Below are 25,574 nucleotides of genomic sequence, written 5' to 3' on the forward strand. Positions count from 1 at the left end.
CGCAAAGCTTTCGCGGTTTGTCCTGAACAATTGGATGCGGCAGCGATGGGATGAATTTGATAACTTTCGTGATTGTGTTGATGCCGCCTTCAAAGACTGTCCTAATGTTCTTGCGTAGAGCTATATCATTGCTGGCTTTAGAGAAGCTTACCCAGGTAAAAAACTAGGCATAGTTTGGATTGACGCACATCCGGACATTAATACTCCATTTACTTCCCGATCGGGAAATATGCACGGGATGCCGCTTGCAATTGTAACAGGCATTGACAATAGGCAAAACCAAACTAGGAATCCAAGCCAACGCGAATGTCAATATTGGGAGAAATTTAAAAAACTTGGAGACAATGTGGATGCTAGCGACGTAGTAATTGTGGGAGTAAGAGATATAGATCCAGCAGAGCGAAATATCATTCAAGAGTTAGGCATTAAATGTATAACTCCAGAAAATATAAAGCAACATGGAATAGAATTCAATGCAAATGAAATTACCAATCGCTTGAAACAGTGCGATCTAATTTTTGTAAGCTTCGATGTCGACAGCCTCGATCCTTCAATTTCAAAAGGCACTGGTACCCCTGCTCAAAATGGATTATCACTAGAAGAAGCAACATTTTTGTTGAGAAAGCTGTGGCAACTCCCCAATCTCTGCGGACTTGAGATAACAGAAATAAATCCTTTAGTTGACTCTAAAAATAGCATGGCTGAAATAGTTATTAATATGCTCAAATATATGCTAAGTTGACAAAAAATCAACTAGCGATAACTGGGAATATTTTTTTGAACAACCAATATTCTTGGGTTGGGGACGTTTTACTTCTCCCCATGTAGCGCCCTACTGCGCTTCTAAGTGGGCAATTGAAGGGCTAACTCGTTCTCTCGCCCAAGAATTACCGACTGGGATGGCTGCTATTCCGCTCAATCCTGGAATCATAAAAACCTTACGGGAGCTTAGAAACCCAGTGGTTTTTAACCCTGGGAGGAAAAGCGAGCGGCAGACTAAAGTCTGCTGTGTCGCAGGATTGATTTAAGCAGTCTTTCGCTGTACACTATTAACTATAGCGAAAAATTGTTTATGTACCTAACGCAAAAGAATCAAATTAGAGAACTCAGTAAGTCTGAATTTGCTAGTTTGCGTGAGTTGTGTCGATTGAGTAAGAACCTCTACAATGTGGGGTTGTACACTGTGCGGCAATACTTTTTTCAGGAACATAAACACTTGCGTTATGAGTCTGCTTACCATCTGTGCAAGACAAATGAGAATTACAAAGGTCTCAACACAGATATTGCACAGCAAACATTGAAGGTAGTGGACAGAACTTTTAAAAGCTTCTACGGATTGATAAGTGCAGTTAAAAATGGAAGTTATCACCAAAAAGTGAAGCTGCCTAATTATCTGCCAAAAGAAGGACATTTCTTGCTGATAATTCCGAGGATTGTGATTAAGGAGGGAAAATTCAGGGTGCCAATGTCCAATGCTTTTAGAAAGCAATTTGGAGAAGTTTGGATTCCATTTCCAAAAAGACTTAACATCAATCAAATCAAGGAAGTTAGAATTCACCCAAAATATAATGCTAGATATTTTGAGGTTGAATTTATCAGTGCAGTAGAACCGGAACCGATAGAAGCTAAAAGCGATAGTGCTATTAGTATTGATTTGGGAGTTAATAATCTCGCAGCTTGTGTTGATACCAATGGGGCATCCTTTCTTGTGGATGGTAAACCAATCAAATCTATTAACCAGTGGTTCAACAAGCGCAATGCCAAACTGCAATCCCTTAAGGACAAGCAAGGAATTAAAGGCATCACTAACCAACAAGTGAAGCTCACGGCAAAACGCAATAACCAAGTCAGAGATTATCTGAACAAGACGGCACGGTTTATAGTAAATCACTGCAAGGGCAACCAGATTGCACAGATGGTTGTTGGCTACAATCCTGGAATTAAACAGGAAATCAACATCGGTAAGTGCAATAACCAAAACTTTGTCCAAATCCCGTTTCACTCGTTGCGCTCTAAATTGAAGGCAATGTGTGCAAGATACGGGTTGAAATATATTGAACAGGAAGAGAGTTACACCAGCATTGCAAGTGCGATTGATGGTGACGAAATACCTGTTTACAACGCCGACAATCCCAAGGAATATCAGTTTTCTGGGTTACGAATTAAACGCGGATTGTACAAAACAAAAGATGGACATTTGGTTAATAGTGATTTGAATGGTTCACTGAATATCGGTAGAAAAAGTAAGCACAATGGGTTTACCGGAGTGTCTAGAGGGTCTTTGACTGCCCCAAGAAGGATTAATCTTCTTAAATTAGAAAGGAAAACGCGGCGCAACACGGCTTTAGCCTGCCAGGTAGCATCCTTTTAGCATCCCCTAAACTTCAGTCAGGGGAGGGTCAATCATACTGATATGTTGGATATATGCTTTGGTGAAGAAGCTGCTAGTTACACATCAATTCAAAGTTGGGTAAAAAAAGCTGTTCCCTTTTTGCTGCAACTTCGCCCCCGAGATAACGGTATGCCGCCAACAGTTCCTATGTGAGATGCAAATAATGTCCGAACAACTGCCTCCTGCTGTCAAATGCTTTCAAGTCGATAAGTTATCGGTGCGCCTTTATCACCAAGAAACTGAACTAACTTCTGATGTCGCAGCGATCGCCCACAACTATTTGCAAAATATTCTGGCGCACCAAAGTCAGGCTAGGGTAATTCTCGCTACGGGCAACTCGCAAATTAAGTTTTTGGATGCTTTAATTGCCTTAGGCGATCTAGATTGGGCGCGGATTGTCTTTTTTCACCTTGATGAGTATTTAGGCATTGATGCTAATCATAGCGCTAGTTTCCGGCGTTACTTACAGCAGCGAGTAGAAAAGCGAGTCAATCCAGCCGCTTTTCACTATTTAGAAGGCGATGCTATGCAACCACTAGCAGAATGCGATCGCTACACGCAACTTTTGCAAGCTCAACCAATCGATCTATGTTGTTTGGGTATCGGAGAAAACGGACATTTGGCGTTTAACGAGCCTTCAGTAGCAGATTTTAACGATGCTCGGCAGGTAAAGTTGGTTAAATTGGAATTAGCCACGCGCCAACAGCAAGTAGGTGAAGGGCATTTTCCTAACGTTGAAGCTGTGCCGCAATACGCTTATACTTTGACAATTCCACCCATTTGTGCAGCGAAAAAGATAATTTGTCTTGCTACCCATAAGCATAAAGCAGCAATTGTCAAAAAAATGTTGCGATCGCCTATTAATTGCGATCTTCCTGCTTCTGTATTGCGATCGCAAGCTCAAGCAACTTTGTTTCTCGATGCGGATTCAGCTAGCGAATTAGATGATTTTTAGCACCGCTCTAATATGCTGGCATTTCTCAACTGAATCTATGCAATACGAAGAAGCTGTCAAATTTCTCCAGCAATCCGATCCAATTTTAGGGCAAGTAATAGACCAAATTGGTCGCTGTAGGCTAGATGAAGTTATCCAGCAAGGCGACTTATTTGCTGCCCTATCAAGAGCAATTATCCACCAACAAATTTCTACTAAAGCTGCTGGGGCTATTTATCGTCGGTTTTTACTACTTTACCCTCATCAGCCTTCGCCAACTGCCCTAGATATCCTCGATACTCCTGATGAATTGTTGTTAAAAGCAGGTTTATCGCGTCCCAAAGTCACTTATCTCAAAGATTTAGCTCAAAAGGTAATAGATGGATTGCCAACTTTGCTTGAATTAGAAACAATGGATGACGAAGCGATCGTGCAAACTCTAACTCAAGTTAAAGGAATAGGACGTTGGACGGTACAGATGTTACTAATTTTTCGTCTCCAGCGCCAAGATGTTTTGCCCGTTGACGACTTGGGCGTACGCGCAGCAATTAGGAAAATATACAGTTTGCCAGAGCTTCCCAATCGGCAGACAATTGTAAACTTAGGGCAAAACTGGCAACCCTATCGCAGCATTGCTTCATGGTACTTGTGGCGAAGTCTAGAGCTAAAATGATGTAGATTTATTTACATCTCTCTACTTAAGCTAGTCTACATTTAAAAGCAATAACTTTTTAGACAAATTAGCAGGATTGATAGCAAATTCTGGATTTAACTTTTGTATTAATAAATAAACATCATTGTAATCATCGTTTTCTGCAAAAAACCTAGTAACTTCATTTCTATTCCAACCTTGATTATAAAATACAAAATTATTATTTTCATTCCGAACATTGAGTAGTCCTATAGATTTTTTACTATCTAGTTTTAGAAATTTATCATCTTTATAATATTTAAGTTGAGTGTCTGTTAATACTGATGTATTTATAGGAGCAACCTCCACTTTTTCATCTAAAAGCTGCATTTCTACTACCAAAGGAATTGAATCATAAACTACAAAAATTCTCCGATCTTTTGGCGGCAATTGCTGTAAAATATTCGCTAATTGTTTGGTAGTAACAATTTGATTGTTCCAATAAGGATAAGGAGGCGTATAAGAATTTGTATAACTAATCTTTACTACAAAAAATAAAATTAAGGAACAAAGTATTGCCAAAATTTTCTTATTAGAAAATAAGGCAATTAGTTTATTCAAATTTGCTTGGATAAATACTGCATTAGCAATTGCTAAAAGTGGAGCTATATAAATAATATGTCGAGCCGGATAAGGGTTGGGCAACCAAAAAACATAATTAACAATTATTGTCGGAAAAATGAATAATGAAGTTGCATAATTGCGCCTGAAATTTAAATAAATAAAAGACAATGCAGTGCCAAAAATTAACAATGGGTTACAGGCTTTAATAAAGCTTTTTGTGCCTATTATTAAATTATCAATTATTCGATCCGGACCGTGATAAAAAAGCAAATCCGTAACTATATCACTATTTTTAGTAGTAATTTCTGGAAGCTGCGACTTTGCCACTAAAAATATAACTATTGGCAAAAAACAATATAAAATAGATTGAGAAACAATTTTTGGTAGAGGGTATCGTTCGAGAATTAAGCAACCTGGAATAAGTAAAAACATTAATAATGCATCAAGCCTAAACATTAGACATAAAGCAAAAGCTGTAACAATAGAGATATCTAACAGTATTAATTTGCTCGATCTGGCTTCTACATAAGCTAATTTTGCTCTATACCCAATTAATGCTAAACCTACAAACATCAATAATATTGCTTGAAGCATTGGATGTCCATAGAGGCTTGTACTCCACCAAACAGGAATAAGTATTAGAAAAATATTTGCTAATATAGCTGTAGTTATTCCCCAGTATTTTCTTACAATAAAAAAAACTGGAATAACCATTAATACAGCACTCAACGAACTTATGTAGTTCATTATAGGAAGTATCAAGGCAAAATCATCCTTAAATATCGGTTTAAAAATATCTATTAATGCATAGTAAACAAAAGAAATATTTCGACCATAAAGTAACGGACTACCTAAAGGTTTTTCAGACTTAACTGAGTCGATTATTCCCATAACCATGCGGAAGCTGTCTCGTTCGCCTGCTATATTTTTGTAAGTAAAAGGTAGGTAACAAAAAGCAGCTAAAATTAGCAATAAACTTACAGTTAATAAAGATTTGTGTTTTATTCTCATAGGTGAATGTATAAAATCATATTTTTTAAAACAAGTTAATAGCCTAACTTCAATTAGTTAGTTTCCCTCCCATAATATAATAGTCGTAGCTAAGTTGTCGCCTCCAATAGTTTCATAGCATAGCGGCATACTAGCAATATATATGTCAATAGCAAGCTAACGAAGCAGGAACGATCGCTCTAATAACATAGTAGGATTAATAATTTAGTTACATCTCGAACCGTTTTGTTTATCTCTGTAGTTCGATGTTTTTTAAATTAAAGAGCGATCGCCAAAAACTACGACGATCTATAATTTTTTATGAATTATTTTACTCCCCTCGTCGGGCAATCTCAAGCTGTCGAACTACTAACTCAAGCAATAAGCCAAAATCGCCTCGCCCCTGCATACTTATTTGCAGGTATAGATGGCATAGGACGAGCTTTAGCTGCGCGATGTTTTATAGAGCAACTATTTTGCTCGAACTTACCCTCCGCGCAGCAAAGCCAAACTCAAAATCTCTTGCGTCAAGGCAACCACCCCGATGTATTGTGGGTAGAGCCTACATATCTTCATCAAGGACAGCGCCTTAGTAGTGCAGAAGCAGCAGAAAAAGGTCTAAAGCGCAAAGCCCCGCCCACAATACGTACAGAGCAAATTCGGGAAATCGCGCAGTTTCTCAGCCGCCGCAGCAGCGTCGCACCTCGCCTAGTAGTAGTTATAGAACAAGCCGAAACAATGGCAGAAGCAGCGGCAAATGCTTTATTAAAAACCTTAGAAGAACCAGGACAAGCAACAATAATTTTAATTGCCCCTAGCGTTGAATCATTATTGCCTACCTTAGTATCCCGCTGTCAAAAAATCCCCTTTTATCGCCTTAACCCAGTACAAATCGCTCAAGTGTTGCGCCAAACAGGTAACGAAGCAATTTTGCAGCAATATCCATCTTTAATAGATACCGCTCAAGGAAGCCCAGGGCAAGCGATCGCCTCAGCCCAGCAAATTGAAAAAATTCCCAGTGAATTACTCAGCAAAATATCTGATTTGCCCAAATCTTTACGTGCAGCCCTAGAAATTGCCCGTCAAGTCGATAAAGCTTTAGATACCGAGCAGCAACTTTGGTTATTAGACTATCTCCAGCATAATTATTGGCAACAATTTCTCGCTGGCAAAATTGCTGTATCCCCGCATTTGCAACTAGAATCAGCCCGCAAATCATTACTTAGCTACGCCCAACCGCGCTTAGTTTGGGAAGTGACGCTGATGGAGCTTTTGCCCACTAATTAACATCAAGCAAAAATAGATTTGTCAATTTTTGCCAAGGCAATAATCAATTGACTCCAATTTAAGCAAAAATTAAGATGATTTTGCCGCAGCGTCAACTTGCAAAAATAGGCATGAATGAAAAAGCAATAGATAACAACAGCAGTAGCGGAATACTCATTCTTATTTTGCCCATCGCAATTTTGATTGTTTTCCTATTTGCCACCTGGCGAATAATTTTGGCTTTACTTTTGTTTAGCGTAGGCTTGAACCTTTGGCAGCAATACCAATGGCAAAAATGGAGCCAACAGGTAGATCCGCTCTTTTACAATTTGATTCAGCACAACCAAGGCTCGATTACGCCTCTAGACTTGGCAATGAAAGCAAACTTTAGTGCAGCAACAGCCAAACGCTACCTAGAAAGCAAAGCCCACGAGTTCGGCGCACAATGCCGCAACTACGAAAGCCAAGATCCAATTTACTACTTTATGACCGCAAGTATTCTGGGCAGCATCCTAGATGACAGCGAACCTGTGCGATCGTTACCCCAAAGCCAACATACCGAGCAATTGGCACTTTCAGAAGAATCAATAGCTACTCCAAGCGCTCCTGACTCTGAAGCACCCGAAAACCTGGAAGCATCAGATGAAGCTGCCTCTGACTCATCTGCTTTGATTCAATCGGATCTTGCCAAAAGGCTCGATGTCCACTCCAGCACAATTTACAAACGTAGAGACGATGCTGATTTTTCCGAATGGACTAAAACCCGCGATCCTGAAGGCATTGCTTGGGCATACGATCCAGAGACGCGGTTATTTTCGCCGCTAGTATTGGAGGCGCGTTAAAACAGTGACCAGTTTGTCAGTGACCAGTTACCAGGTTTAAGACGTTTGCTTGGCGTAAATACTGGTCGCTGTTAGATAGCAAGATTATCAGGTCTAAAAATAGCGAATCAATATCTCTTGGTTCGCTATTGCCGATCTATATAGATCGGCTACACTATAAATCGCTATTGTCCCAACTTTGGGCAATTGTTACGCTCGGTTGGACTAGCTGACTTTGGGGTGCAGGTAACATCTCGCCGCGAAAGTCGAGAAACTGGACGATAACTAAATAAGCGATGCCCAAAAATAGCGCGATCGCACCAGTAACTACAGCAACAATTTTTGAACGTTCCATTTAATTTTTTGTCAATGTTTAACTATATATTAGATATTTTCCGCAGAACTTGGTGAAGCCAGATGCAGCCAGATGAACCTAATATGCAATCGCGCCCGTTAGTAGTGCAGACGTTTGAGCTAGGCAAAACTTATCTTACTGGCTTTTGGCTCAATCAAAAAATTACTTCTTTAAAAAACTGCTCTCTTAGCGTCTATCAGGGCGAAACTTTTGGGCTTTTAGGACCAAATGGCGCAGGTAAAACTACCTTACTCAAGCTGCTATTAGGCATTATTCGCCCTACATCTGGACGCGGGTTGCTATTAAATGAACCATTAGGCGATCGCTCTGTCAAGCAGCGCATAGGGTACTTACCAGAAAATGCTTATTTCTACGACTATTTAACAGGCTGGGAATGCTTGCAAATGACAGCAGGGTTGTTTCAAATTCCTAGCGTAGTGCAACGCCATCGGATTCCTCAACTATTGGAATTAGTCGGATTGCCCCAAAGCGCCGCGAGAAAAAAGCAAATGCGTCAGTATTCTAAAGGGATGCTACAGCGCATAGGGATGGCGCAAGCATTAATTAACGATCCTGAATTGGTATTTTTAGACGAACCAATGTCAGGACTCGATCCGATTGGGCGCTATCAAATGCGAAATATTATTCTTTCGCTCAAACAACAAGGTAAGACGATTTTCTTCAATAGCCATATTTTGTCTGAAGTCGAGCAAATATGCGATCGCGTGGCTATTTTGGCGCAAGGACAATTGATCTGCGCTGGTTCTCTTGACGAACTACTCGGTACAGCTAACGCCTACCACATCAAAGGTAAGGGCGGTAACTTAGAGTTACTCAATAAATGGATATCATCGCTAACTTGCGAACGCGATCGCACTTGGTATGGTGAAATTCTCCCTCACCAGCTTGATGATTTTCTCGCTCATCGTCAACAGATTGACACGCAAATCTTATCTCTAAACTTGTCTCGCCCGTCTCTAGAAGAGTTCTTTTTGCACCAACTCCAAGCTAACGGGATTAACTTAAACGCGTCAGGTAGCGATCGCTCATAAATATGCCGAATTATAGCTATCGTCTTGATACTTATTAATGCAATTTTTTGATGAATCTTTGAGAGCTAATTTGCCAAAGGTTTTTAGTTCCTTAACTTTTAACCGTATATATACTGATGGCAATCTAGTTTATGCATCTTTTACTGTTACCTTGTGCCAAGGTATTAGAGCGATCGCTAAAACGCCTAATCCTTGCATCTGCAATTATTATTTTTCCTCATACATCGCCATCTTTATAACTTGCAGTTATGGCAAGCGATCGCTCTTTTCAATTTTCATCGCCAGTAAGTCTGTCACTTTCGATCTACGTAAAATACTTAAGTTTAAGTATAAGACTTATTTGTTAACTCGATCTAGATACCTTAGTTGTACAAATCTACTGGGCATTAACTCTCTTGCGGCTTCTTTTTCCAGACAAGCCCTCAATACATGACTAAGTAATAATCAGTACATATCTACGTACGTACATATAGCTAGGATTGTTTCCTGATAGTTCATGCCTAAATATTTCTAAAGCCAGTTGAGCTAATTTTAAGTAATTGTCCTTATTTTTCTACTTATATTATCAAGAAATAAATCAAGTTTTTATGCCGTAATTTCCCCTATACCGTCTATGCATCAGCCAAGTTATCAGTAAAATCTCGGTTACGCGGACAACGTAGGTAGCGTTAATTTTAAGAGGAACTCACTTGAGTGCGACTATTGACCGGGCAAGTCCTTGTCAATGCCAATTATATGAATTTTGAGTTGTACTTGTACCTATTAAATGTATTTTATGCATCCTGCTGTAGGAGTTTCCGCAATGGTCGATCCTATTGAAGCCCAAACACAATCTACGACCTCTACCAAATCAAACGTATCGGCTGCCAAAGCCTTACACGAGATTGCCAAAAAAAAGCTTTCTGGGCAACTGACAATTCGCGATCCCAACGTAGATTCTATATATTGGCGCATTTATGTAGGCAATGGACAAGTTCTTTATGCGGGCAGTATTGGCGGGCAGCAGGAACGTTTTAGATATTTACTACAGCAAAATTGCCCTCAGCTAGAATTTTCGCAGTTAGAAAAGCCGCAATCAGACTACCAGTACCTTTGTCAATGTTGGCAATCGGGAAGACTATCCTTGCAACAAGTTAGACAATTACTTTTTTTGCTATCTCAAGAAGCTATTTTACATACACTCACCTTGCCTGAAGTCCAGCTTGGCTTTGATAAAAAAATTGGTTTAGATCCCTTATTACTCTCAGCTTCGCTGCAACAAACTGTTGCTCCCTTGCAAAACTCAATCAATCAATGGAAGCAACTGCAAGTAGATATTCCATCTCCTTTTCACCGCCCTTTTATTAAAGAATTAGAAAAATTCGCTCAAGCTGTATATCAAAGAAAGACTGGTAAGCCGCAACAAATTGACTTTTTAACTCAAACGCTCAGTCAAAACTACTGTTTGTATGAAGTAGCTACCAAGTTAAAAATGGATATTTTGAAACTAGCTATTTTCCTACAACCATTGATTCGTGCTGACATCATCGGCATGAATCCTTACCGCAGTTCTCAAAACGATAACAGACCGATTGTTGCTTGTATTGATGATAGTAAAACCGTACAGCGCAACGTCAAGCTGATTCTAGAGTCTTCTGGCTATCGAGTCATAGAAATAATGGAACCAGCAAGAGCATTAACAACGCTAGTCAGAGATAAGCCTAGCTTAGTGCTAATGGATATTTCTATGCCAGAAATAGACGGCTACGAACTTTGCCGGATGTTGCGCTTATCTAGCGCCCTAAAAGAAGTTCCGATTGTAATGTTGACCGGAAGAGATGGATTAGTAGACAGAATTCGCGCTCGCATGGTAGGGGCAACAAGCTATGTCACAAAACCATTTCAGCCTCAACAACTGCTTAGTGTCGTGAATGAATTAGTCAATTCTTCTCAAATAGAGGCAAGTTAATGAAAACTGTATTAGTTGTCGAAGATTCCCGCGCCGAACAACGTTTAATTGTATCTTTATTGCAACAGTCAGGCTTAAAAGTTGCCCTGGCAGAATCAGCGGAACTCGCTTTAACTTGGTTAGCCGAAAACCAACAGCCCGATGTCATAGTTTTAGACATTATTATGCCTGGACTAAGTGGCTTAGACTTATGTCGGCAAATTAGAGCCAATGCTCAACTCAAAAACGTACCGATCGTTTTTTGTTCTTCCAAAGACCAAGAATTCGATCAATTTTGGGCATTGCGCCAAGGCGGAAATGACTATATTACAAAACCTTTTGTCCCTAACAATTTAGTGCAAACTGTCTGCAAACATCTCAATTAATTCGTGCCTTTAGGTTTCAAGTTTCATGCTGAACGACTATTTTTTTGTGCAACTGCGCCAATCGCTCAAAGTTGCCTTGCCATTGGACAGTACCAGAGAAGTAATTTCCCTAACTTATGGAGAAATTTGCCCGGTTCCAGGAGTTTCTCCAGCTTTACTGGGAGTAGCAAATCAGCGCGGCAAACTTTTATGGGTTTTGGAGCTTGGCGATTTACTTAAAATTCCACCATCGGAAAAAACTATCAGACCTCAAGATAATCTAACTTTATTAGTATTAAACGATTCTCACAATTTAAGCGAAAACCAAAACCGTCAGCTTGGTTGTGTAGTATCAACATTAAAAGGAGTTATTGGTTTAGATTCAGCAGAATTTCGATCTACGAATTCTCATATTTTCCCTACTTTAAAAGCATTTTCCTCAGCGATCGCACTTATCGAACAAGAAGCGATTTCTGTAATCGATACTCAAGCAATTTTAAATAATATTCACTCTGAAATTTTTTCTAACTTGGTAAATAGTTTATGACAACTACAAATAATAATTCTTATGGCACAACTTCCCAGGATATAGAGTCGCTTATTGCCTCGCTACAAGCTGAAGTCGAACTTGATTCAACAGATTTAGTCAGTAAAATTAGTTTAGCTACTGCTCTAGAGCAATCAGGCAGAATTAGCGCAGCAAAAGCTGTATACCAAGAAGTAGTTGATGCCGACCCCGCAGGCTCGATGGGAGCTATTGCCCTCAAAGCTTTAGAAGCTTTAGATTTACCGGAGAGTAGCATTTTACCCGCGCCCAGCATAGAGCCACAAGCTTCGCCCCAAGCGCAACCGATTCAACCTCAAAAAAAGCAATTTGCTCCTACCAAGTCACTGCGTCAAACTTGGGACAACTTAAGCCTCCGCACCAAACTAGCAATCTTTCTAGTCGCTAGCGGAGCGCTACCTGTAATTGCTGTAACCCAGGGACTTGTCACCCTCAACCACAACCGCGCTCTGCAAGACCTTAAAGCCTCTCTGCAAAAAGATGGCTCATCTTTCAGGGACGAGTACGTTTTGTGGACGCAAGTAGAAAGCGAAACAAAGGCAGAAAACTTAGCCGCTTTAGTAGAAGCAACTAAGCTGGATTTGAGCAATCCCAGCCAGGTAGCAAGTTCTAGCACTTTTATCCAAAATTCCCTCAAGATTCAAAATGGCGAGAATCCTGAATCTAACAAAAGCTTTCAAATCTTCACCGACAACCAAGGTAGGGTAGTTGGACAAGAAGTGCAAATTATTGATGGCGATTTTACAAACAACTTACTACCAACAAAAAACGCCAGCACTCAAAAATATCGCGTAGTCCAGTCTTTGCCCATAGGAACGAATTTAAAAAATATTCCCATCGTACAAGCTGTCTTAAAAACAGGACAGCCATTATCGGGAATGGAGTTGCTCAAACAAGCATCGCTGCAAAGTCTAGGACTGGAAAAACAAGCAGATATTGGACTAAGGGCGCAGCCTACTAATAACTTACCTGAAGCTAAAACACCATTTCCCGCCGGAACTTACGACATCGAAGAAGGAAAAATCGGCTTAGTAAGTATGGCTGTGCGTCCAGTCAAAATCGGCAACAAAGTAGTAGGAACAGTCATAGTTGGCGCATTGCAAAACCGCAACTACGATTTAGTCGATAAATTTAGCCAAAATTACGCCATAGATACAGCGACAGTATTTGCCCGTGACTGGCGAGTAGCGACAAACGTACCGTATAGCGATCGCACAACTAGAGCAGTAGGCACGCGGGTAGCAAGAGAAGTAGCCGATAAAGTGCTTAACCAGGGTGAAGATTTTAACGGCAAAACAAATATTATCGGGCAGGAATACCTCACATTCTACAGCCCCATATACGACCATCAAAAGCAACTCAACCCCCAAGCTAAACCTGTAGGCATGGCTTATGTGGGCGAGTCTCTAGATGCGATCGAAGGCAATCTCCGCAGCCAACAATTACTTGCATACGGCATAGGACTAGGCAGCTTGGTGTTACTTGCTCTAGTCGCTACTTGGCTCGCTAGTTATTTTGTCCGTCCTTTGAGGCAGTTATCGAGTTTTGCTCAACAAGTAGCCCAAGGAGAACAAGGAGTCAGACTAGAAAATACCGATCGCCAAGATGAAATTGGCGTGTTGGCAAAAGAACTCAATCAAATGGCGGTAAGCATTGAGGCAAACCTTAATAAAGTGCGAGAGCAGCAAGAGCAAAGCCGACAAGAGGCAGAAAAACAGCGCAAAGAAAAAGAAAACTTGCAGCAAGGTGTAATTGGACTGTTGCTAGAAATTGAAGGCGCACAACGAGGCGATTTAACCGTTCAAGCCAAAGTAAATGAGGACGCGATGGGTTCGATTGCCGATGCTTTCAATGCTACAATTCGCAGTCTGCGGGAAATTGTTACCCAAGTAAAAGTAGCCAGCAGCCAAGTACAAGCATCAACATTTAGTAGCGAAGCAACTGTAGGCAAACTATCCGAGGAAGCAACAACTCAGGCACAAGCTGTCAATCAAGCTCTTAGCTCTGTAGAAGAAATCGGACTATCAATTCAATTGGTAGCCGATTCTGCTCAAAAAGCAGCAGCGATCGCCCGCGAAGCTGTATTAGCAGCTAAAGATGGCGGCGAGACTATGGATAAAACTGTAGGCAGCATTCAAAATATCCGCGCTAGCGTAGCAGAAACATCTAAAAAAGTGAAGCGCTTGGCAGAATCATCGCAAGAAATCTCCAAAATCGTCAGTATTATTTCCGGGATTTCCGAAAAAACCAACTTGCTAGCTTTTAACGCCTCAATAGAAGCCGCCCGCGCGGGTGAAAACGGTCAAGGCTTCCGCGTAGTAGCGGATGAAGTCCGCCGCCTAGCAGAACGAGTCACCGACTCAACCAAAGAAATCGAGCAACTTGTTAGCACCATTCAAGTAGAAACAGCGGAAGTGTTGCAAACAATGGAAGCTAGCACAACCCAGGTAGTTACAGGTACTCAATTAGTCGGTAAAACCAAGCAGACTTTACAAGGACTTGCCACTATCAGCAACAAAATTGACGAACTATTGCAATCAATCTCTGCAAGTACCGTTTCTCAGACGCAAGCCTCGCAGATGGTAAACAAAACCATGCAAGAAGTAGCAGCGATCGCTCAAAATACGTCTAACGAGTCAGAAGTTGTATCTGTTTCCTTGAAGCAATTAGTTGGCGTTGCTGAAGAATTACAAAACTCAGTATCTCGTTTCCAGGTAGCAAAATAAATGGTACTAGATGCAGTTAGTTTAGATGCCATTTTGCAAGAAGCCCGTTCTTGCTTTCTGTACGAAGATGCGCCCGACTACTTGACGATGTTAGAGCAGGGAATGCAGCGCATAGTTACTTTTGCTGCCAATCCCTCTGCAACTAACCCAAGCGATCTCAAGCACGAATATACAGTTTTAATGCGAGCAGCGCACTCAATTAAAGGTGGAGCGGGTATAGCTCAACTCCCATCTTTAAATAAACTCGCGCATAAATTAGAAGATTTGCTGCAAGCTTTAGATGCAGGTAGGGTAGAAGCGCAAACAGAAACGGCTTACGAGTTGCTGTTTTTGGGTATAGAGCAAATCAAAGATTTAGTTGCAGAAGCGACCAATAACCCTAATAGTCAGGTAGTTACAGACGCAGAAGTAGCTAATTCTTTACCTCTAGTTCTTGCCCTTGAGGGATTTTTGCAAGAAATAGCACCTCAAGTAGAAACTGAGATTAATGACGAGGCGATCGCTATTAACCCAATCATCCTCAAAACTATACTTGAGGTGGACTTAGAAGAATGCCTGCAAAGAGTCGAGCAATTGTTGCAGCCACCCGTACAAAAGCAAGTGCTGCTACAAGGACTAGCAAGCTTTGTCGAAGAATGTACTTTGTTAGGGCAGACATTGAGCCTCGATTGGCTGTTAGATGCAGCAGAAGCGCTCAAGCCAAAGTTGGGTCAAAATGACTTAGCCAGCATCGCTACTGAAACGATCGCCCAAATGCGCCAATTGCGATCGCAAACTCTCAACCCCCCATCTCCAACCCCTGTCGTAGAAACAACGCCTGTTGAACCTCAAACCCCGGCTACGCCTACTTTAAACTTGCGGATTCCTGTCAGCAGATTAGACAGGATGAACAATACACTAGGCGAATTACTGATCGGTCACGAGCGCTTGTCTCTATATCATTCCCAACTCCACCAAGCTAATGTCACTCTCAACAAAGAAGCCCAAAAGCTTAACCCCATCAACGAACAAGTCAGGATTTTTTACGATCAATTAGCAACTCCATTAGCTGCTGGAAGTGCAATTGCTGAATTAGAAACTACTGGTAGCGAATTTGACTCGTTGCAATTTGACCAATACACGGGCTTTCACTCGACTTTACAAGACTTACAAGAAGTTATGGTGCGCGTGCAAGAAACTAAATCAGATATTGAACTCGTTACCCGCGATGTTCAAGCAGCATTAGACCAATTGCGCCAGCAACTAGATGGTTTGCGCGGTGACTTAACTCAATCTCGCCTAGTGCCGTTTAAATTTCTGGCGCAAAGGTTTACTGCACCCTTACAAAATCTCAGTCAGCGCTATAAAAAGCCTGTAGAACTGGTAATTGTTGGTAAAGAAACCCTCATTGACCAAGTAATTCTCGAACAATTGCAAACACCCTTAACTCATTTGCTGCGTAATGCTTTCGATCACGGGATTGAAATGCCCCCAGAACGCGCCCAAGCAAAGAAGTCTAAAACTGCCACAATTAACCTCACAGCTAGCGTTCAGGGCAATCAGGTCGTAATTGCGATCGCTGATGACGGTCGCGGTATCGATCTCAAAAAGGTGCAAGCTAAAGCCGTAAAGATGGGCTTATGCGACTCTAATGTTACCCTTAGCAGCGCAGAAATTCTCGACTTTCTATTTATGCCAGGGTTTTCAACCGCAGAGACAGTAACAGACCTTTCTGGTAGAGGCGTGGGGTTAGATGTCGTTCGCCTGCAAATAGAGCGATTGCGAGGCAAAGTCCAGGTAGAAACCATGTTGCAACAAGGGACAAAGTTTAAAATTACTATTCCTTTGACTTTAAGTATTTTACCGTTGCTACTTTGTCGCTGTCAGCAGAGAACTTTGGCGATTCCCTCGGTAAATATTTTAGAAATTATTGCCTTATCGGAGTATTGCGATTATGCCTCAAGACCAGAAACTATTATTTGGCAAAACAAGCCAGCACCCTTATTTTGTCTAACTCAGTTACTTCCTTATACTCGTGCTGATAGCGTCCCTGCTGCTAGCCAATTTAACCAGCATTTAGGTATTGTCCTAGATGTAGGCGGTGAGCCTGCAATTGTTGCTGTCAACTCTTTGCTCGGAGAAAGAGAACTGGTACTTAAGCCCTTTGATAGCACAATTAACGTTCCTGCTTATATCGCTGGTTGTACTGTGTTAGGAACGGGTGAAGTAGTTGCTGTATTGTCGCCCAATTACTTAGGCGAACTGACCAATCGCAAACAACTACCAACATTTAGTCACTCTTTACCTGAAACCAAGCAGGAAACCGCCACAATTTTAATTGTTGACGATTCTGTTGCTGTACGGCGGTTGTTAGACCGAGTTCTCAATCAATCGGGCTATCAGGTCGTACAATGTCGAGATGGTAAAGAAGCTTTAGAGACTTTGAACCGTTCGGGAGACTCCTACAATTTAGTAATTTCTGATATCGAAATGCCGAGGATGGACGGATTTACCTTATTAAGAGAAATCCGCTCTCACAATCGCTGGCATAATTTACCTGTCGCGATGCTGACATCGCGGGAAAACGACCAGCACCGTCAAAAAGCTAGCCAATTAGGCGCAACCGATTACTTTACCAAGCCTTTCCAACCTGCGGACTTGCTTAAAGCGATCGCAGCGCTGCTATAAACAAGGGGAAGGCAGAAATAAGTGCTTATTTCTGCCTTCCCCTCTAGTTTGGAGATTATTAGTTGCTAAACAATCTGAAAATACTAAAGATATTCAGGATAGGATTGCCAACTGCGCCGATAGTATCGCCGATTTTTGCCAACGAAGAGCGGTTGACCACTACTACATCGTTATTGCGCAAGATTGGGTTAGTTTCCTCGTTGATACCTTGAGACAAATTGACTCTTACTTGACGCTTGGTAATCGAGCCGTTGGGATTGAGGCGAATTAGGTCTATGGTACTTCTCCTAGCTCTAGAATCGTTAAACCCTCCCGCTGCTAATATCGCCTGATTTAATGAAGTATTAGCTGGAAGTTGCAGCGTTTCGCCGCCACTACCGCCTGTAGGACGTTTTAATTCGCCGATGACGCTCACTCGAATCGTTGCTGGCGAGAAGTTAGCAGTAGCTACTGTAGTTGCTTCAGCCGCATTTTGTTCGGGAGCAGTAGCAACAACCACAGTATCTCCATCTTGAACTAACGTATCTTGATTGGTATCGCCTGTAAGTAGTTGCCAAAAATTGAGAGTGAGATTTTGTTCTGTCCCTGACTTTGTTTGTCTGCGTAATTGCACGTTGCGGACATCGGCTAAAGATGTTACCCCACCTGCTAGCTGAATTGCTCTAGAGACTGTCGGTAAGCCTGCGCCTGCACTACCACCACCTTGTTCGGTCGCAATACCTGTAGCAGAACCGCCCACGACAACATACGTTCCAGGGCGGGTAACTTCGCCGACAATTGTTACTGTTCGCGGTCTATTTGTCGCTGGCGCAAAGCTAGCTGTAGCAAATTGGCGAATTTCGGCTAAGTTGACTTCTGTAGCTGGGGGAATATAAATTGTGTCTCCATCGCGCAAGGTAATATCTTGAGGTAAATTACCTGTTTGCACTAATTGCGTTAAGTCAAGATTGGTTACTACTTCAGGTCCTAGTCCATTCCTTCTTCGCAGTTGCACTTGGCGCAAGTCTGCTGCTAAAGTCGTACCTTCTGCTAGGGTAAGAGCGCCAACAATAGTCGGATACTGTACTCCAGGATTATCCCCCGCACCACCTTGCAAGCCTACAGTGTAAGAACCAGGACGGTTTACTTCTCCAGCGACGACAACGTTAATCGGACGCGGCGATATCAAACTTACAGTTACTAAAGGTCGGCGCAGGTAACGAGAATATCTAGCAGCGATTTCTTCGGCTGCTTGCTCTTGTGTCAGTCCTAAAACACTTACACCACCAATTAACGGCAAATATAATGCTCCTCCTGGGGGAATTTGGTAAGCGCCGCTGTATTCTGGAACTTCAAACACGTTGATTTGAATGCGATCGCCTCCGCCCAAGGTATAGTCTAATGGTGGTTGTACAGGCTGTCCTGCAGGTGGTTGGACGACGTTTGGCTTTGGATTACTTGCAGGCGGAGTTGGATTGAGCGGCGCTTGAGCCTTGCTAGGTAATGGACAAGCAACGGCGATCGTCGCCAAGATAGTAAATAGTGCAACTACTGGCTGACTGACTGCAAAAGGCAAACCTTTAGATCCCATGTTGGCGATGTAGTAAATTCTCTAAGTTTTTAGTCTTAACTATTTTATGTTTTGTTTCCCACAATTGGGAATTTAAGTATTTGAGTGCTACTTATTACTCCTAATAACTCCTATTGCTAGCTTAAGTTGTTAGCATTGTCTAGTAATACCATTAATTGCTGAAAATATAAATGTACCCAATATTACTTGGTTATTTAGACAATTAACGCTCGACTACTGTGGTTAGTTCGAGAATAAAAATACTAGCAAAAGAGCAGGCGTACATAATGGAACGAAGAAGGTAATTTAAAATTCAGCGGTTATTTATGAAGTTTAGGTTAAGTAAGTTATTATCTGCGAAAAGTGGCAAGAACCAAAAAAAAAGCGATTTTGTCACTTTACGTCGATTGGGCTGGAGTTTGGGTGTGGCGTTAGGTTGGCAAGTAATAGCAACACCCATAACGATCGCTGCAGAAAAAGTTACTCTGCGTTTAGGACCATTTGAACAAGCGATCGCTGTATCTGAATTAGAACAATTTGCCAAAACAGGCGACCTGCCACCTACTTTACAAGCTTATAGTTCTGTATTAACGCCACAAATTAGAGAAATCCTCAACCGTCGCTTGCAACTAGATCCAGAAGCCGCAGACAAATTTATTGCTGATGTATCGAGTTCGCCATCAGGCAGACAATTTTTAAGGTCTTTAGGCGCAGCTATCCCCGATATTACATTACCGCAACTGCAAGCTGCGGTAGCACTCGCCGCACAGCAAGCTAACGGCATCAATTTGGTGGGAGTATTAAAAGCCTATCCAGAAGAAAATATTACAATCGATGCGAGTAGCGCGATCGCTTTAGCGCTGGAATTTAACCCCAATGTCTTACAAAGTCGCGCTCTTAGTCCTTCTTTAGCGGAAGAATTATTAGTTACTAGCAATACTCCTTTTCAAGCTAGTTTTGACCCCGCAGCGCCAGGAAAAGCAACTGTAAAAACAGAAACGTTATTTCTGCAAGACAAGCAGCGTTTTCGCAGCATCCCCGTAGATATCTATTTTTCTGCACCAGTTCCAGCCTTATTTGCTAATTCAGCAGCAAAATCACCTGCGCCTTTAGTCGTTATTTCTCCTGGTTTTGGTGCAGACAGGAAATTTTTTAGCTACTTAGCACGTCATTTAGCTAGTTACGGGCTAACTGTAGCCGCCTTAGAACACCCCGATAGCAGAAGAAGCAAATTAACCGCATCCGAGGTAAACGACCCTAGCAAGCTCCTAGGAGCCAATGAATTTATCAATCGACCCAAAGATATTAGCTTTGTTTTAGACGAACTGGCAAAAATTAATCGGCAATCGGGTACTTTACAAGGCAAACTCAACACCGAACAAGTAAGTGTAATTGGTCACTCCTTGGGAGGTTACACAGCTTTAGCGGTAGCTGGAGGAGAGTTGAATATAGATAGTTTGCGTCAGGCTTGTAAAAACTCAAACGCCATAGCACAAGCACCCGCAGATTGGTTGCAGTGCGCCGCCGCAAGTTTACCAGATAAAAAAAATCGATTGCGCGATCGCCGAGTCAAAAATGCGATCGCTCTTAATCCCTTAATTGGTAATTTATTCGGTGACAACGGTTTAGCACAAGTAGCAACGCCGACTTTAATCCTCGCTAGCACAGATGATGCGGTTACTCCTATTGTTAACCATCAACTGCGACCTTTCGCGCAACTGCCAAATCCTAAGTATTTACTTACAGCAGTTGGCGCTACGCATTTGAGTGTAGGTAGTCCTGGTAGTTCGAGCCAATTAAATGAATCTGTTCGAGAACGTCGAGGTGCAGAGGTGCAGCCATTGCGTCAGTTAACTTCTGGAGTGAGTTTGGCATTTATCCAACAGCTAACACCACAAGCAAAAATCTACGCGCCTTTTTTGACATCAGCTTACGCGCAATCTCTCTCTACTAGAGAACTTGCTTTGCGTTTGAATACACAATTGCCAGCTAATATTACCTCTTTAGTTGAAGAACCAGTATCAAAAAAATAAAATTCTCTATAATTTTTGGCTTTTGACTTTTGTTATATGATGCAGTACCGAAGATTTGGACGCACAGAGTTACAAATGCCGCTATTTTCCTGCGGCGGGATGAGATATCAGTACAAATGGCAAGATGTCCCAGCGTGGCAAATTTCTCAAGATAGTCAACGCAATTTAGAAGCAACAATTAACCGAGCAATAGAAGTAGGGATTAATCATATTGAAACGGCTCGTGGCTACGGTACTTCCGAATTACAGTTAGGCAAAATCTTACCAACTTACGATCGCGATCGCCTGATTGTCCAAACGAAAGTCACTCCCCAGGAAAATGCGAAGGAATTTCGACGCAAGTTTGAGAAATCCTTAGCAAATCTCAAGCTAGATTATGTCGATTTATTGAGTTTGCATGGCATTAATGATGCTGAGACTTTCCACCAAAGTATGCGTCCTGGCGGTTGTTTAGAAATTGCCCAAAAATTGCAAGCTCAAGGCAAAGTTAGATTTATTGGCTTTTCGACGCATGGCGCAACCGAGACGATTGTGCAGACAATTGCAACTAATCAATTTGATTATGTAAATCTGCACTGGTACTACATCAATCAGATTAACTGGGAAGCGATCGCCGCTGCTCGTCGTCATGACATGGGAGTTTTTATTATCAGTCCCTCCCATAAAGGCGGCTTGTTGTACAAACCTCCGCAAAAGTTAGTAGATTTGTGCCAGCCTCTAAGTCCGATGGTATTTAACGATCTATTTTGCCTGAGTCACTCGCAAGTACATACCTTAAGTATTGGCGCTAGCTCACCGCAAGATTTTGACGAACATCTCAAAACCTTAGAGTTATTAGAGCGTGCCGACGAAATTTTGCCGCCAATTTTGGCAAGATTAGAGCAACAAGCGATCGCAACTTTAGGAGAAAACTGGGTAAAAACTTGGCGTACTGGTTTGCCCAAACCAGAAGAGACACCAGGCGGGGTAAATATTCCCGTCATTTTGTGGCTGAGAAATTTGGCGATCGCTTACGATCTCACAGAATATGCCAAAATGCGCTACAACTTGCTAGGTTCGGGCGGTCATTGGTTCCCTGGTGCTAAAGCCGATAAAATAGACAAACTAGACTTGCGTTCGTGTTTGGCTGCAAGTCCCCACGCCCAGCAAATTCCTAGATTACTTGCTGAAACTGACAAAATGTTGGGCGGACAAGGCATAAAACGCCTTTCCCAGCAGTGATAGGCTGGTTTTAGGTAATAGTGCGATCGCCAACTCTTTTTTACTGCCTTAACCTAAGATTAATTAATCTACGATTAATCTAACCTTTGCCTCACCATGATGAAGCTCCACTAGGCTATTTGTTTGTACTACAAAAGTCTAGAGAACACATGAGTTTTTCACGGCGGCAATTCTTTACTCTAGCAGGAGCCGGAACTGCTAGCGTTGTGCTTGCGGCTCCCTTAAGAGCTTTATATTCTAGAGAGTCTGGAGGTAAATCGGTATTTGGGCAAGGCTACGGTGCATTGCAAGCCGATCCTCAAGGATTATTAGATTTGCCTCAAGGATTTAGATACAAAGCCTTTTCTAAAACTGGGGAAATAATGAAAGATGGCAATCCCGTTCCAGGTAATCATGACGGGATGGCGGCTTTTGCTGGACCTAGAAAAACTACTATTTTGGTTCGCAATCACGAACTTAGTCCTGGTTCTAGGACAACAGTTGTAGCCCCAGAAAATAAGAAATACGATGCTCTCGGTCGCGGTGGGACAACGACTTTGATTGTCGGCGCAAATCGAGAACTTATTAAAGACTACGCTTCTCTAGCAGGAACTTATCGTAATTGTGCTGGCGGCTCTACTCCTTGGGGTTCTTGGATTAGTTGCGAAGAAAGTACCGCTACCCCAGATACTAATACGCCTGGTAACGCTAACAACGTCTCTAAGATGCATGGCTATAACTTTGAAGTCCCGGCTAGAGCCACTGGACTTGTAGACCCGATTCCGTTGGTAGGAATGGGGCGTTTTAACCATGAAGCGATCGCTGTAGACCCAAAAACTGGTATCGTCTACCAGACAGAGGATAGAGGTGATGGCTTATTCTATCGCTTTATTCCCAAGCAGCCAGGATTTTTGCAAGCAGGAGGCGTTCTCGAAGCTTTAAAAATTAAAGGTAAACCTCAAGCTATTACCAAAACAGGCTTTACTGTCGGTCAAACAATGGCAGTAGAGTGGGTAAAAATTGCAGAAGTTAATCCTGTTCTCGATACAGTTAGGGTAGAAGGATTTGCCAAAGGAGCAGCACAATTTTCGCGCGGGGAAGGTATCGCTTACGGTAAAGGAGAATTTTATTTTGCCTGTACTGATGGCGGCGCTGCAAGTAAAGGTCAGGTATGGCGCTACATTCCTGGTAAAAATTCAAATGATGGCGGTAGTCTCGAACTATTTGTCGAACCAAACGATGGAACGGTATTAGAAAGCCCTGATAACGCGATCGTGTCTGCTTTTGGCGATGTATTCTTGTGCGAGGATGGAGACGGCACAAATTACGTTGTCGGCGTTAATTTGCAAGGCGAACTTTACCAATTTGCGCGCAATGCACTCAACGACTCTGAGTTTTGCGGAGTTTGCTTTTCTCCAGATGGTCGAACTATGTTCTTGAATATTCAAAGTCCTGGAATTACATTTGCAATCTGGGGTCCTTGGAGGAGGTAATAGACCTCTTGCATAAGTCCATAATTTGACAGACAAGGAGGACTACAGGGGGATAGGATTGCCAATTTACAGAGCGTTGTCTACTTTTGCAAGAACGTTTAGTAGGGAATTTAAAGGGAAAAGGGGAAAGAATTTTAACCTTTTCCCAACTACGAGCGAAAGTAACATCTGCAAGCGAGCTATTGTGTTTGTTGAGATTGGCTAAACCATAAATTTATCCCATCGGCGATCGCATTTGCTAATTTTTGCTGTTCTTTTTGGTTGGTAATCCATTCAAACTCTGTGGGATTAATCATGAAACCCAACTCCAATAGGACTGATGGCGCGGTAGTGGGGCGAGTTAGGGCTAAGTTATTCCAGTACACTCCATAAGAAGGACGATTCAGTTCTTTGACCAAATAATTGTGCATAAACAGCGCTAAACTGTGTGCTTGGGAATTGTACCAAAAAGCTGCTATTCCTTTAGTTTTCATGGCATCGCCGCCATCGGGTAAAGCGTTGTAGTGGATAGAAACAGCGATCGCAGGTTCTAGTTTATCGATAATTGCGACGCGATCGCTTAATGATACATCTTTATCTTCCTCCCGCGTCATATAGACAATGGCTCCCTTGGCTACCAATTGTGCGCGTACTAACTTAGATACCAACAAATTAATATCTTTTTCAGGATACCCAGTCGGTCCTTTAGAACCCAATTCTTTACCCCCATGTCCAGGATCTAGGAGAATTTTCATTCCACTTAGGGGTTTAGATCTCCCCCTATCTCCCTTTGGCGGATGTCGCAAAGACAAAACCAGGCTTGTGCCGTCATATCTGAGCTTATAGCCCCATTGTTGGGCAGATTTGAGGTTAAAAGTGTATTGCACGCGGTTGGGAACCACCTGCTGCCAATCTAAACGCGAAATTAACGGGTCATCATCTAAGCGGATAATGTCAGTTTGGGCTGTAGTATTGTAGAGAGTTAGTGTGAGAGTGCTGTTGCCTTGTTGTACGCTTACGGGTACGGGTACTTGCAAAGGAAATACTACTTCTGTTGCACCAGGAACTTGTCTGGCGCGGATGCTGCGGATAATGGACGTAGGGGGTACTACGCCCTTAAATACGCGCGTTTCATTGCTATTAATCCAACCACCGTAATCTAAACGCAACCATTCTCCTTCCCTACCTGTAATTGCTGCTTGCGTACCTTTAGGCAGTGGTGTCAGCCGAGAATTATCTGTACTAGCACCAGTTCTGGCTACTCCTGAATCTGCGGTAACTTCAGCAATTTCTAACTGTAGGGGAGAAAGAATAGTAACTTTACCTGTGCCTAACTGCTTTGTAGTTTGACCATTTAAAGTTAGCTGAAATTCTGGTTGTCCTAAATCTGCTGGTTGCAAAGCCGTAGCGCAACCTTGATACTTTCCTGCTATTGACTCCGTTGCAGGCTTGTCTTGCCCAGTCAGCGCCGCAGAATTGGGCGGTAATTGTACGTTTTGAGATTGGGGGAGTAAGGGAATTGTGCGATCGCCTAACCTAACATTAACAGTAGCTTTAGCAGGCGCAGTTGCTCCAAAACAAATTACTTCTCCAGGAACTCTAGCAATATCAACGGCTGGAATTAAAGAGTCTTTGCCAAAAGCTAATCCTACTGGTGGTGCTTCAGTTGTTGGTAGTCGCTTGACTTTAATTTGCACCTGCTGGTTTTGATAGTACAAAGTAAATAGATTTTCCCCTACCTTTAACGGAAAACTAGGCGCAAAATGCCCTGCTTGACTGCGAACGATTGCTTTACCATTGACTAAAACGTTGCCTTGCGGCGGTGCTGTACCGATTAAAAATATTTGGTTAGCTGTAGTTTGATGCTCTGCTGGAGGATACACAACTGATAAAGGTTGTTCTGCTCTAGCTGAGGATGATACTATTACAGTTCCCGTTGCTACTAATCCTAAAAGTTTTCTCACGCCACAATAGTATAAGAACGATTAATTGTCAGCTTTGGTTG

Annotated in this window: 19 protein-coding genes and 2 pseudogenes; 17 read left to right on the forward strand and 4 right to left on the reverse strand. The window is 42.2% G+C overall.

The genetic code is table 11. The features are described 5' to 3' along the window. Positions 1 to 127 precede the first annotated feature (127 nt). The 6 genes and pseudogenes from UH38_RS14480 (at position 128) to UH38_RS14495 (ending at position 3,999) form a co-directional block, all read left to right on the forward strand. A complete protein-coding gene (locus tag UH38_RS14480; RefSeq protein WP_268748892.1) occupies positions 128 to 742 on the forward strand; it encodes an arginase family protein in 615 nt (204 codons plus the stop codon). Between the two features lie 55 nt (positions 743 to 797). After that, a pseudogene (locus UH38_RS28195) lies at positions 798 to 938 on the forward strand (SDR family NAD(P)-dependent oxidoreductase); the annotation flags it as partial. 134 nt (positions 939 to 1,072) lie between these two features. Beyond that, complete coding sequence (locus tag UH38_RS14485) at positions 1,073 to 2,371, forward strand: RNA-guided endonuclease InsQ/TnpB family protein (protein ID WP_045055384.1); 1,299 nt, start codon at positions 1,073 to 1,075, stop codon at positions 2,369 to 2,371. Positions 2,372 to 2,404: 33 nt separating this feature from the next. Continuing rightward, positions 2,405 to 2,545, forward strand: a pseudogene (locus UH38_RS28200) (oxidoreductase); the annotation flags it as partial. 10 nt (positions 2,546 to 2,555) lie between these two features. Beyond that, on the forward strand, positions 2,556 to 3,347 hold the full coding sequence (locus UH38_RS14490; protein WP_045055385.1) for a glucosamine-6-phosphate deaminase: 792 nt from the start codon (positions 2,556 to 2,558) through the stop codon (positions 3,345 to 3,347). 37 nt (positions 3,348 to 3,384) lie between these two features. Continuing rightward, a complete protein-coding gene (locus tag UH38_RS14495) occupies positions 3,385 to 3,999 on the forward strand; it encodes a DNA-3-methyladenine glycosylase family protein (protein ID WP_045055468.1) in 615 nt (204 codons plus the stop codon). Positions 4,000 to 4,029: 30 nt separating this feature from the next. Here the strand turns inward: UH38_RS14495 and UH38_RS14500 are convergent, their stop codons facing one another. Then, positions 4,030 to 5,592 carry a hypothetical protein gene (locus tag UH38_RS14500; protein WP_045055386.1) on the reverse strand — a complete coding sequence of 521 codons (1,563 nt, stop codon included), beginning with the start codon at positions 5,590 to 5,592 and terminating at the stop codon, positions 4,030 to 4,032. A 300-nt stretch (positions 5,593 to 5,892) separates the two neighbouring features. Here UH38_RS14500 and holB point away from each other — a divergent pair, with 300 nt between their 5' ends. Together holB and UH38_RS14510 are read left to right on the forward strand one after the other, a co-directional pair. Continuing rightward, complete coding sequence (gene holB, locus UH38_RS14505; protein WP_045055387.1) at positions 5,893 to 6,858, forward strand: DNA polymerase III subunit delta'; 966 nt, start codon at positions 5,893 to 5,895, stop codon at positions 6,856 to 6,858. 74 nt (positions 6,859 to 6,932) lie between these two features. Then, positions 6,933 to 7,679: a hypothetical protein gene (locus UH38_RS14510; RefSeq protein ID WP_235355261.1), complete on the forward strand. Its 747-nt coding sequence runs from the start codon at positions 6,933 to 6,935 to the stop codon at positions 7,677 to 7,679. Positions 7,680 to 7,833: 154 nt separating this feature from the next. On the opposite strand, the gene UH38_RS14515 is transcribed toward UH38_RS14510, so the two are convergent. Next, complete coding sequence (locus tag UH38_RS14515; protein ID WP_045055388.1) at positions 7,834 to 8,013, reverse strand: hypothetical protein; 180 nt, start codon at positions 8,011 to 8,013, stop codon at positions 7,834 to 7,836. Between the two features lie 62 nt (positions 8,014 to 8,075). On the opposite strand from UH38_RS14515, the gene UH38_RS14520 reads away from it, so the two are divergent. The 6 genes from UH38_RS14520 (at position 8,076) to UH38_RS14545 (ending at position 17,315) form a co-directional block, all read left to right on the forward strand. Further along, positions 8,076 to 9,065, forward strand: coding sequence for an ABC transporter ATP-binding protein (locus UH38_RS14520; protein ID WP_045055389.1), 990 nt, complete (start codon positions 8,076 to 8,078; stop codon positions 9,063 to 9,065). An 802-nt stretch (positions 9,066 to 9,867) separates the two neighbouring features. Then, the gene (locus UH38_RS14525) at positions 9,868 to 11,013 is read left to right on the forward strand and encodes a response regulator (protein ID WP_045055390.1); all 1,146 of its coding nucleotides are present in this window, start codon (positions 9,868 to 9,870) and stop codon (positions 11,011 to 11,013) included. Continuing rightward, the gene (locus tag UH38_RS14530; RefSeq protein ID WP_045055391.1) at positions 11,013 to 11,378 is read left to right on the forward strand and encodes a response regulator; all 366 of its coding nucleotides are present in this window, start codon (positions 11,013 to 11,015) and stop codon (positions 11,376 to 11,378) included. The genes UH38_RS14525 and UH38_RS14530 overlap by 1 nt, the downstream gene beginning before the upstream one ends. Positions 11,379 to 11,403: 25 nt before the next feature. Beyond that, positions 11,404 to 11,904 carry a chemotaxis protein CheW gene (locus UH38_RS14535; protein ID WP_052672391.1) on the forward strand — a complete coding sequence of 167 codons (501 nt, stop codon included), beginning with the start codon at positions 11,404 to 11,406 and terminating at the stop codon, positions 11,902 to 11,904. Beyond that, on the forward strand, positions 11,901 to 14,648 hold the full coding sequence (locus tag UH38_RS24880) for a methyl-accepting chemotaxis protein (RefSeq protein WP_052672392.1): 2,748 nt from the start codon (positions 11,901 to 11,903) through the stop codon (positions 14,646 to 14,648). Before UH38_RS14535 ends, UH38_RS24880 begins: the two co-directional genes overlap by 4 nt. Continuing rightward, entirely contained in the window at positions 14,649 to 17,315 is a 2,667-nt protein-coding gene (locus tag UH38_RS14545) for a hybrid sensor histidine kinase/response regulator (RefSeq protein ID WP_045055392.1), read from the forward strand. A gap of 58 nt (positions 17,316 to 17,373) precedes the next feature. On the opposite strand, the gene UH38_RS14550 is transcribed toward UH38_RS14545, so the two are convergent. Next, positions 17,374 to 18,885 (reverse strand): polysaccharide biosynthesis/export family protein, encoded by a 1,512-nt coding sequence (locus tag UH38_RS14550; protein WP_045055393.1) that lies wholly within the window; start codon positions 18,883 to 18,885, stop codon positions 17,374 to 17,376. Between the two features lie 305 nt (positions 18,886 to 19,190). Between UH38_RS14550 and UH38_RS14555 the strand changes: the two genes are divergently transcribed. From UH38_RS14555 to UH38_RS14565, 3 genes are all read left to right on the forward strand, one after another. Beyond that, the gene (locus tag UH38_RS14555) at positions 19,191 to 20,897 is read left to right on the forward strand and encodes an alpha/beta hydrolase (RefSeq protein ID WP_082065395.1); all 1,707 of its coding nucleotides are present in this window, start codon (positions 19,191 to 19,193) and stop codon (positions 20,895 to 20,897) included. 39 nt (positions 20,898 to 20,936) lie between these two features. Then, positions 20,937 to 22,118: an aldo/keto reductase gene (locus UH38_RS14560; RefSeq protein ID WP_045055394.1), complete on the forward strand. Its 1,182-nt coding sequence runs from the start codon at positions 20,937 to 20,939 to the stop codon at positions 22,116 to 22,118. 149 nt (positions 22,119 to 22,267) lie between these two features. After that, entirely contained in the window at positions 22,268 to 23,590 is a 1,323-nt protein-coding gene (locus tag UH38_RS14565) for an alkaline phosphatase PhoX (RefSeq protein ID WP_045055395.1), read from the forward strand. Between the two features lie 179 nt (positions 23,591 to 23,769). Here the strand turns inward: UH38_RS14565 and UH38_RS14570 are convergent, their stop codons facing one another. Further along, a complete protein-coding gene (locus UH38_RS14570) occupies positions 23,770 to 25,533 on the reverse strand; it encodes an N-acetylmuramoyl-L-alanine amidase (RefSeq protein ID WP_045055396.1) in 1,764 nt (587 codons plus the stop codon). Positions 25,534 to 25,574: the final 41 nt, after the last annotated feature.

This window comes from Aliterella atlantica CENA595 (assembly GCF_000952155.1).
GTDB classification, from domain to species: Bacteria; Cyanobacteriota; Cyanobacteriia; order Cyanobacteriales; family Chroococcidiopsidaceae; genus Aliterella; species Aliterella atlantica.

Coding starts and splice junctions, on each gene's coding strand:
- UH38_RS14485 (WP_045055384.1), top strand. CDS start 1,073: ATGTACCTAACGCAAAAGAATCAAATTAGAGAACTCAGTAAGTCTGAA.
- UH38_RS14490 (WP_045055385.1), top strand. CDS start 2,556: ATGTCCGAACAACTGCCTCCTGCTGTCAAATGCTTTCAAGTCGATAAG.
- UH38_RS14495 (WP_045055468.1), top strand. CDS start 3,385: ATGCAATACGAAGAAGCTGTCAAATTTCTCCAGCAATCCGATCCAATT.
- UH38_RS14500 (WP_045055386.1), bottom strand. CDS start 5,592: ATGAGAATAAAACACAAATCTTTATTAACTGTAAGTTTATTGCTAATT.
- holB (WP_045055387.1), top strand. CDS start 5,893: ATGAATTATTTTACTCCCCTCGTCGGGCAATCTCAAGCTGTCGAACTA.
- UH38_RS14510 (WP_235355261.1), top strand. CDS start 6,933: ATGATTTTGCCGCAGCGTCAACTTGCAAAAATAGGCATGAATGAAAAA.
- UH38_RS14515 (WP_045055388.1), bottom strand. CDS start 8,013: ATGGAACGTTCAAAAATTGTTGCTGTAGTTACTGGTGCGATCGCGCTA.
- UH38_RS14520 (WP_045055389.1), top strand. CDS start 8,076: ATGCAGCCAGATGAACCTAATATGCAATCGCGCCCGTTAGTAGTGCAG.
- UH38_RS14525 (WP_045055390.1), top strand. CDS start 9,868: ATGGTCGATCCTATTGAAGCCCAAACACAATCTACGACCTCTACCAAA.
- UH38_RS14530 (WP_045055391.1), top strand. CDS start 11,013: ATGAAAACTGTATTAGTTGTCGAAGATTCCCGCGCCGAACAACGTTTA.
- UH38_RS14535 (WP_052672391.1), top strand. CDS start 11,404: ATGCTGAACGACTATTTTTTTGTGCAACTGCGCCAATCGCTCAAAGTT.
- UH38_RS24880 (WP_052672392.1), top strand. CDS start 11,901: ATGACAACTACAAATAATAATTCTTATGGCACAACTTCCCAGGATATA.
- UH38_RS14545 (WP_045055392.1), top strand. CDS start 14,649: ATGGTACTAGATGCAGTTAGTTTAGATGCCATTTTGCAAGAAGCCCGT.
- UH38_RS14550 (WP_045055393.1), bottom strand. CDS start 18,885: ATGGGATCTAAAGGTTTGCCTTTTGCAGTCAGTCAGCCAGTAGTTGCA.
- UH38_RS14555 (WP_082065395.1), top strand. CDS start 19,191: ATGAAGTTTAGGTTAAGTAAGTTATTATCTGCGAAAAGTGGCAAGAAC.
- UH38_RS14560 (WP_045055394.1), top strand. CDS start 20,937: ATGCAGTACCGAAGATTTGGACGCACAGAGTTACAAATGCCGCTATTT.
- UH38_RS14565 (WP_045055395.1), top strand. CDS start 22,268: ATGAGTTTTTCACGGCGGCAATTCTTTACTCTAGCAGGAGCCGGAACT.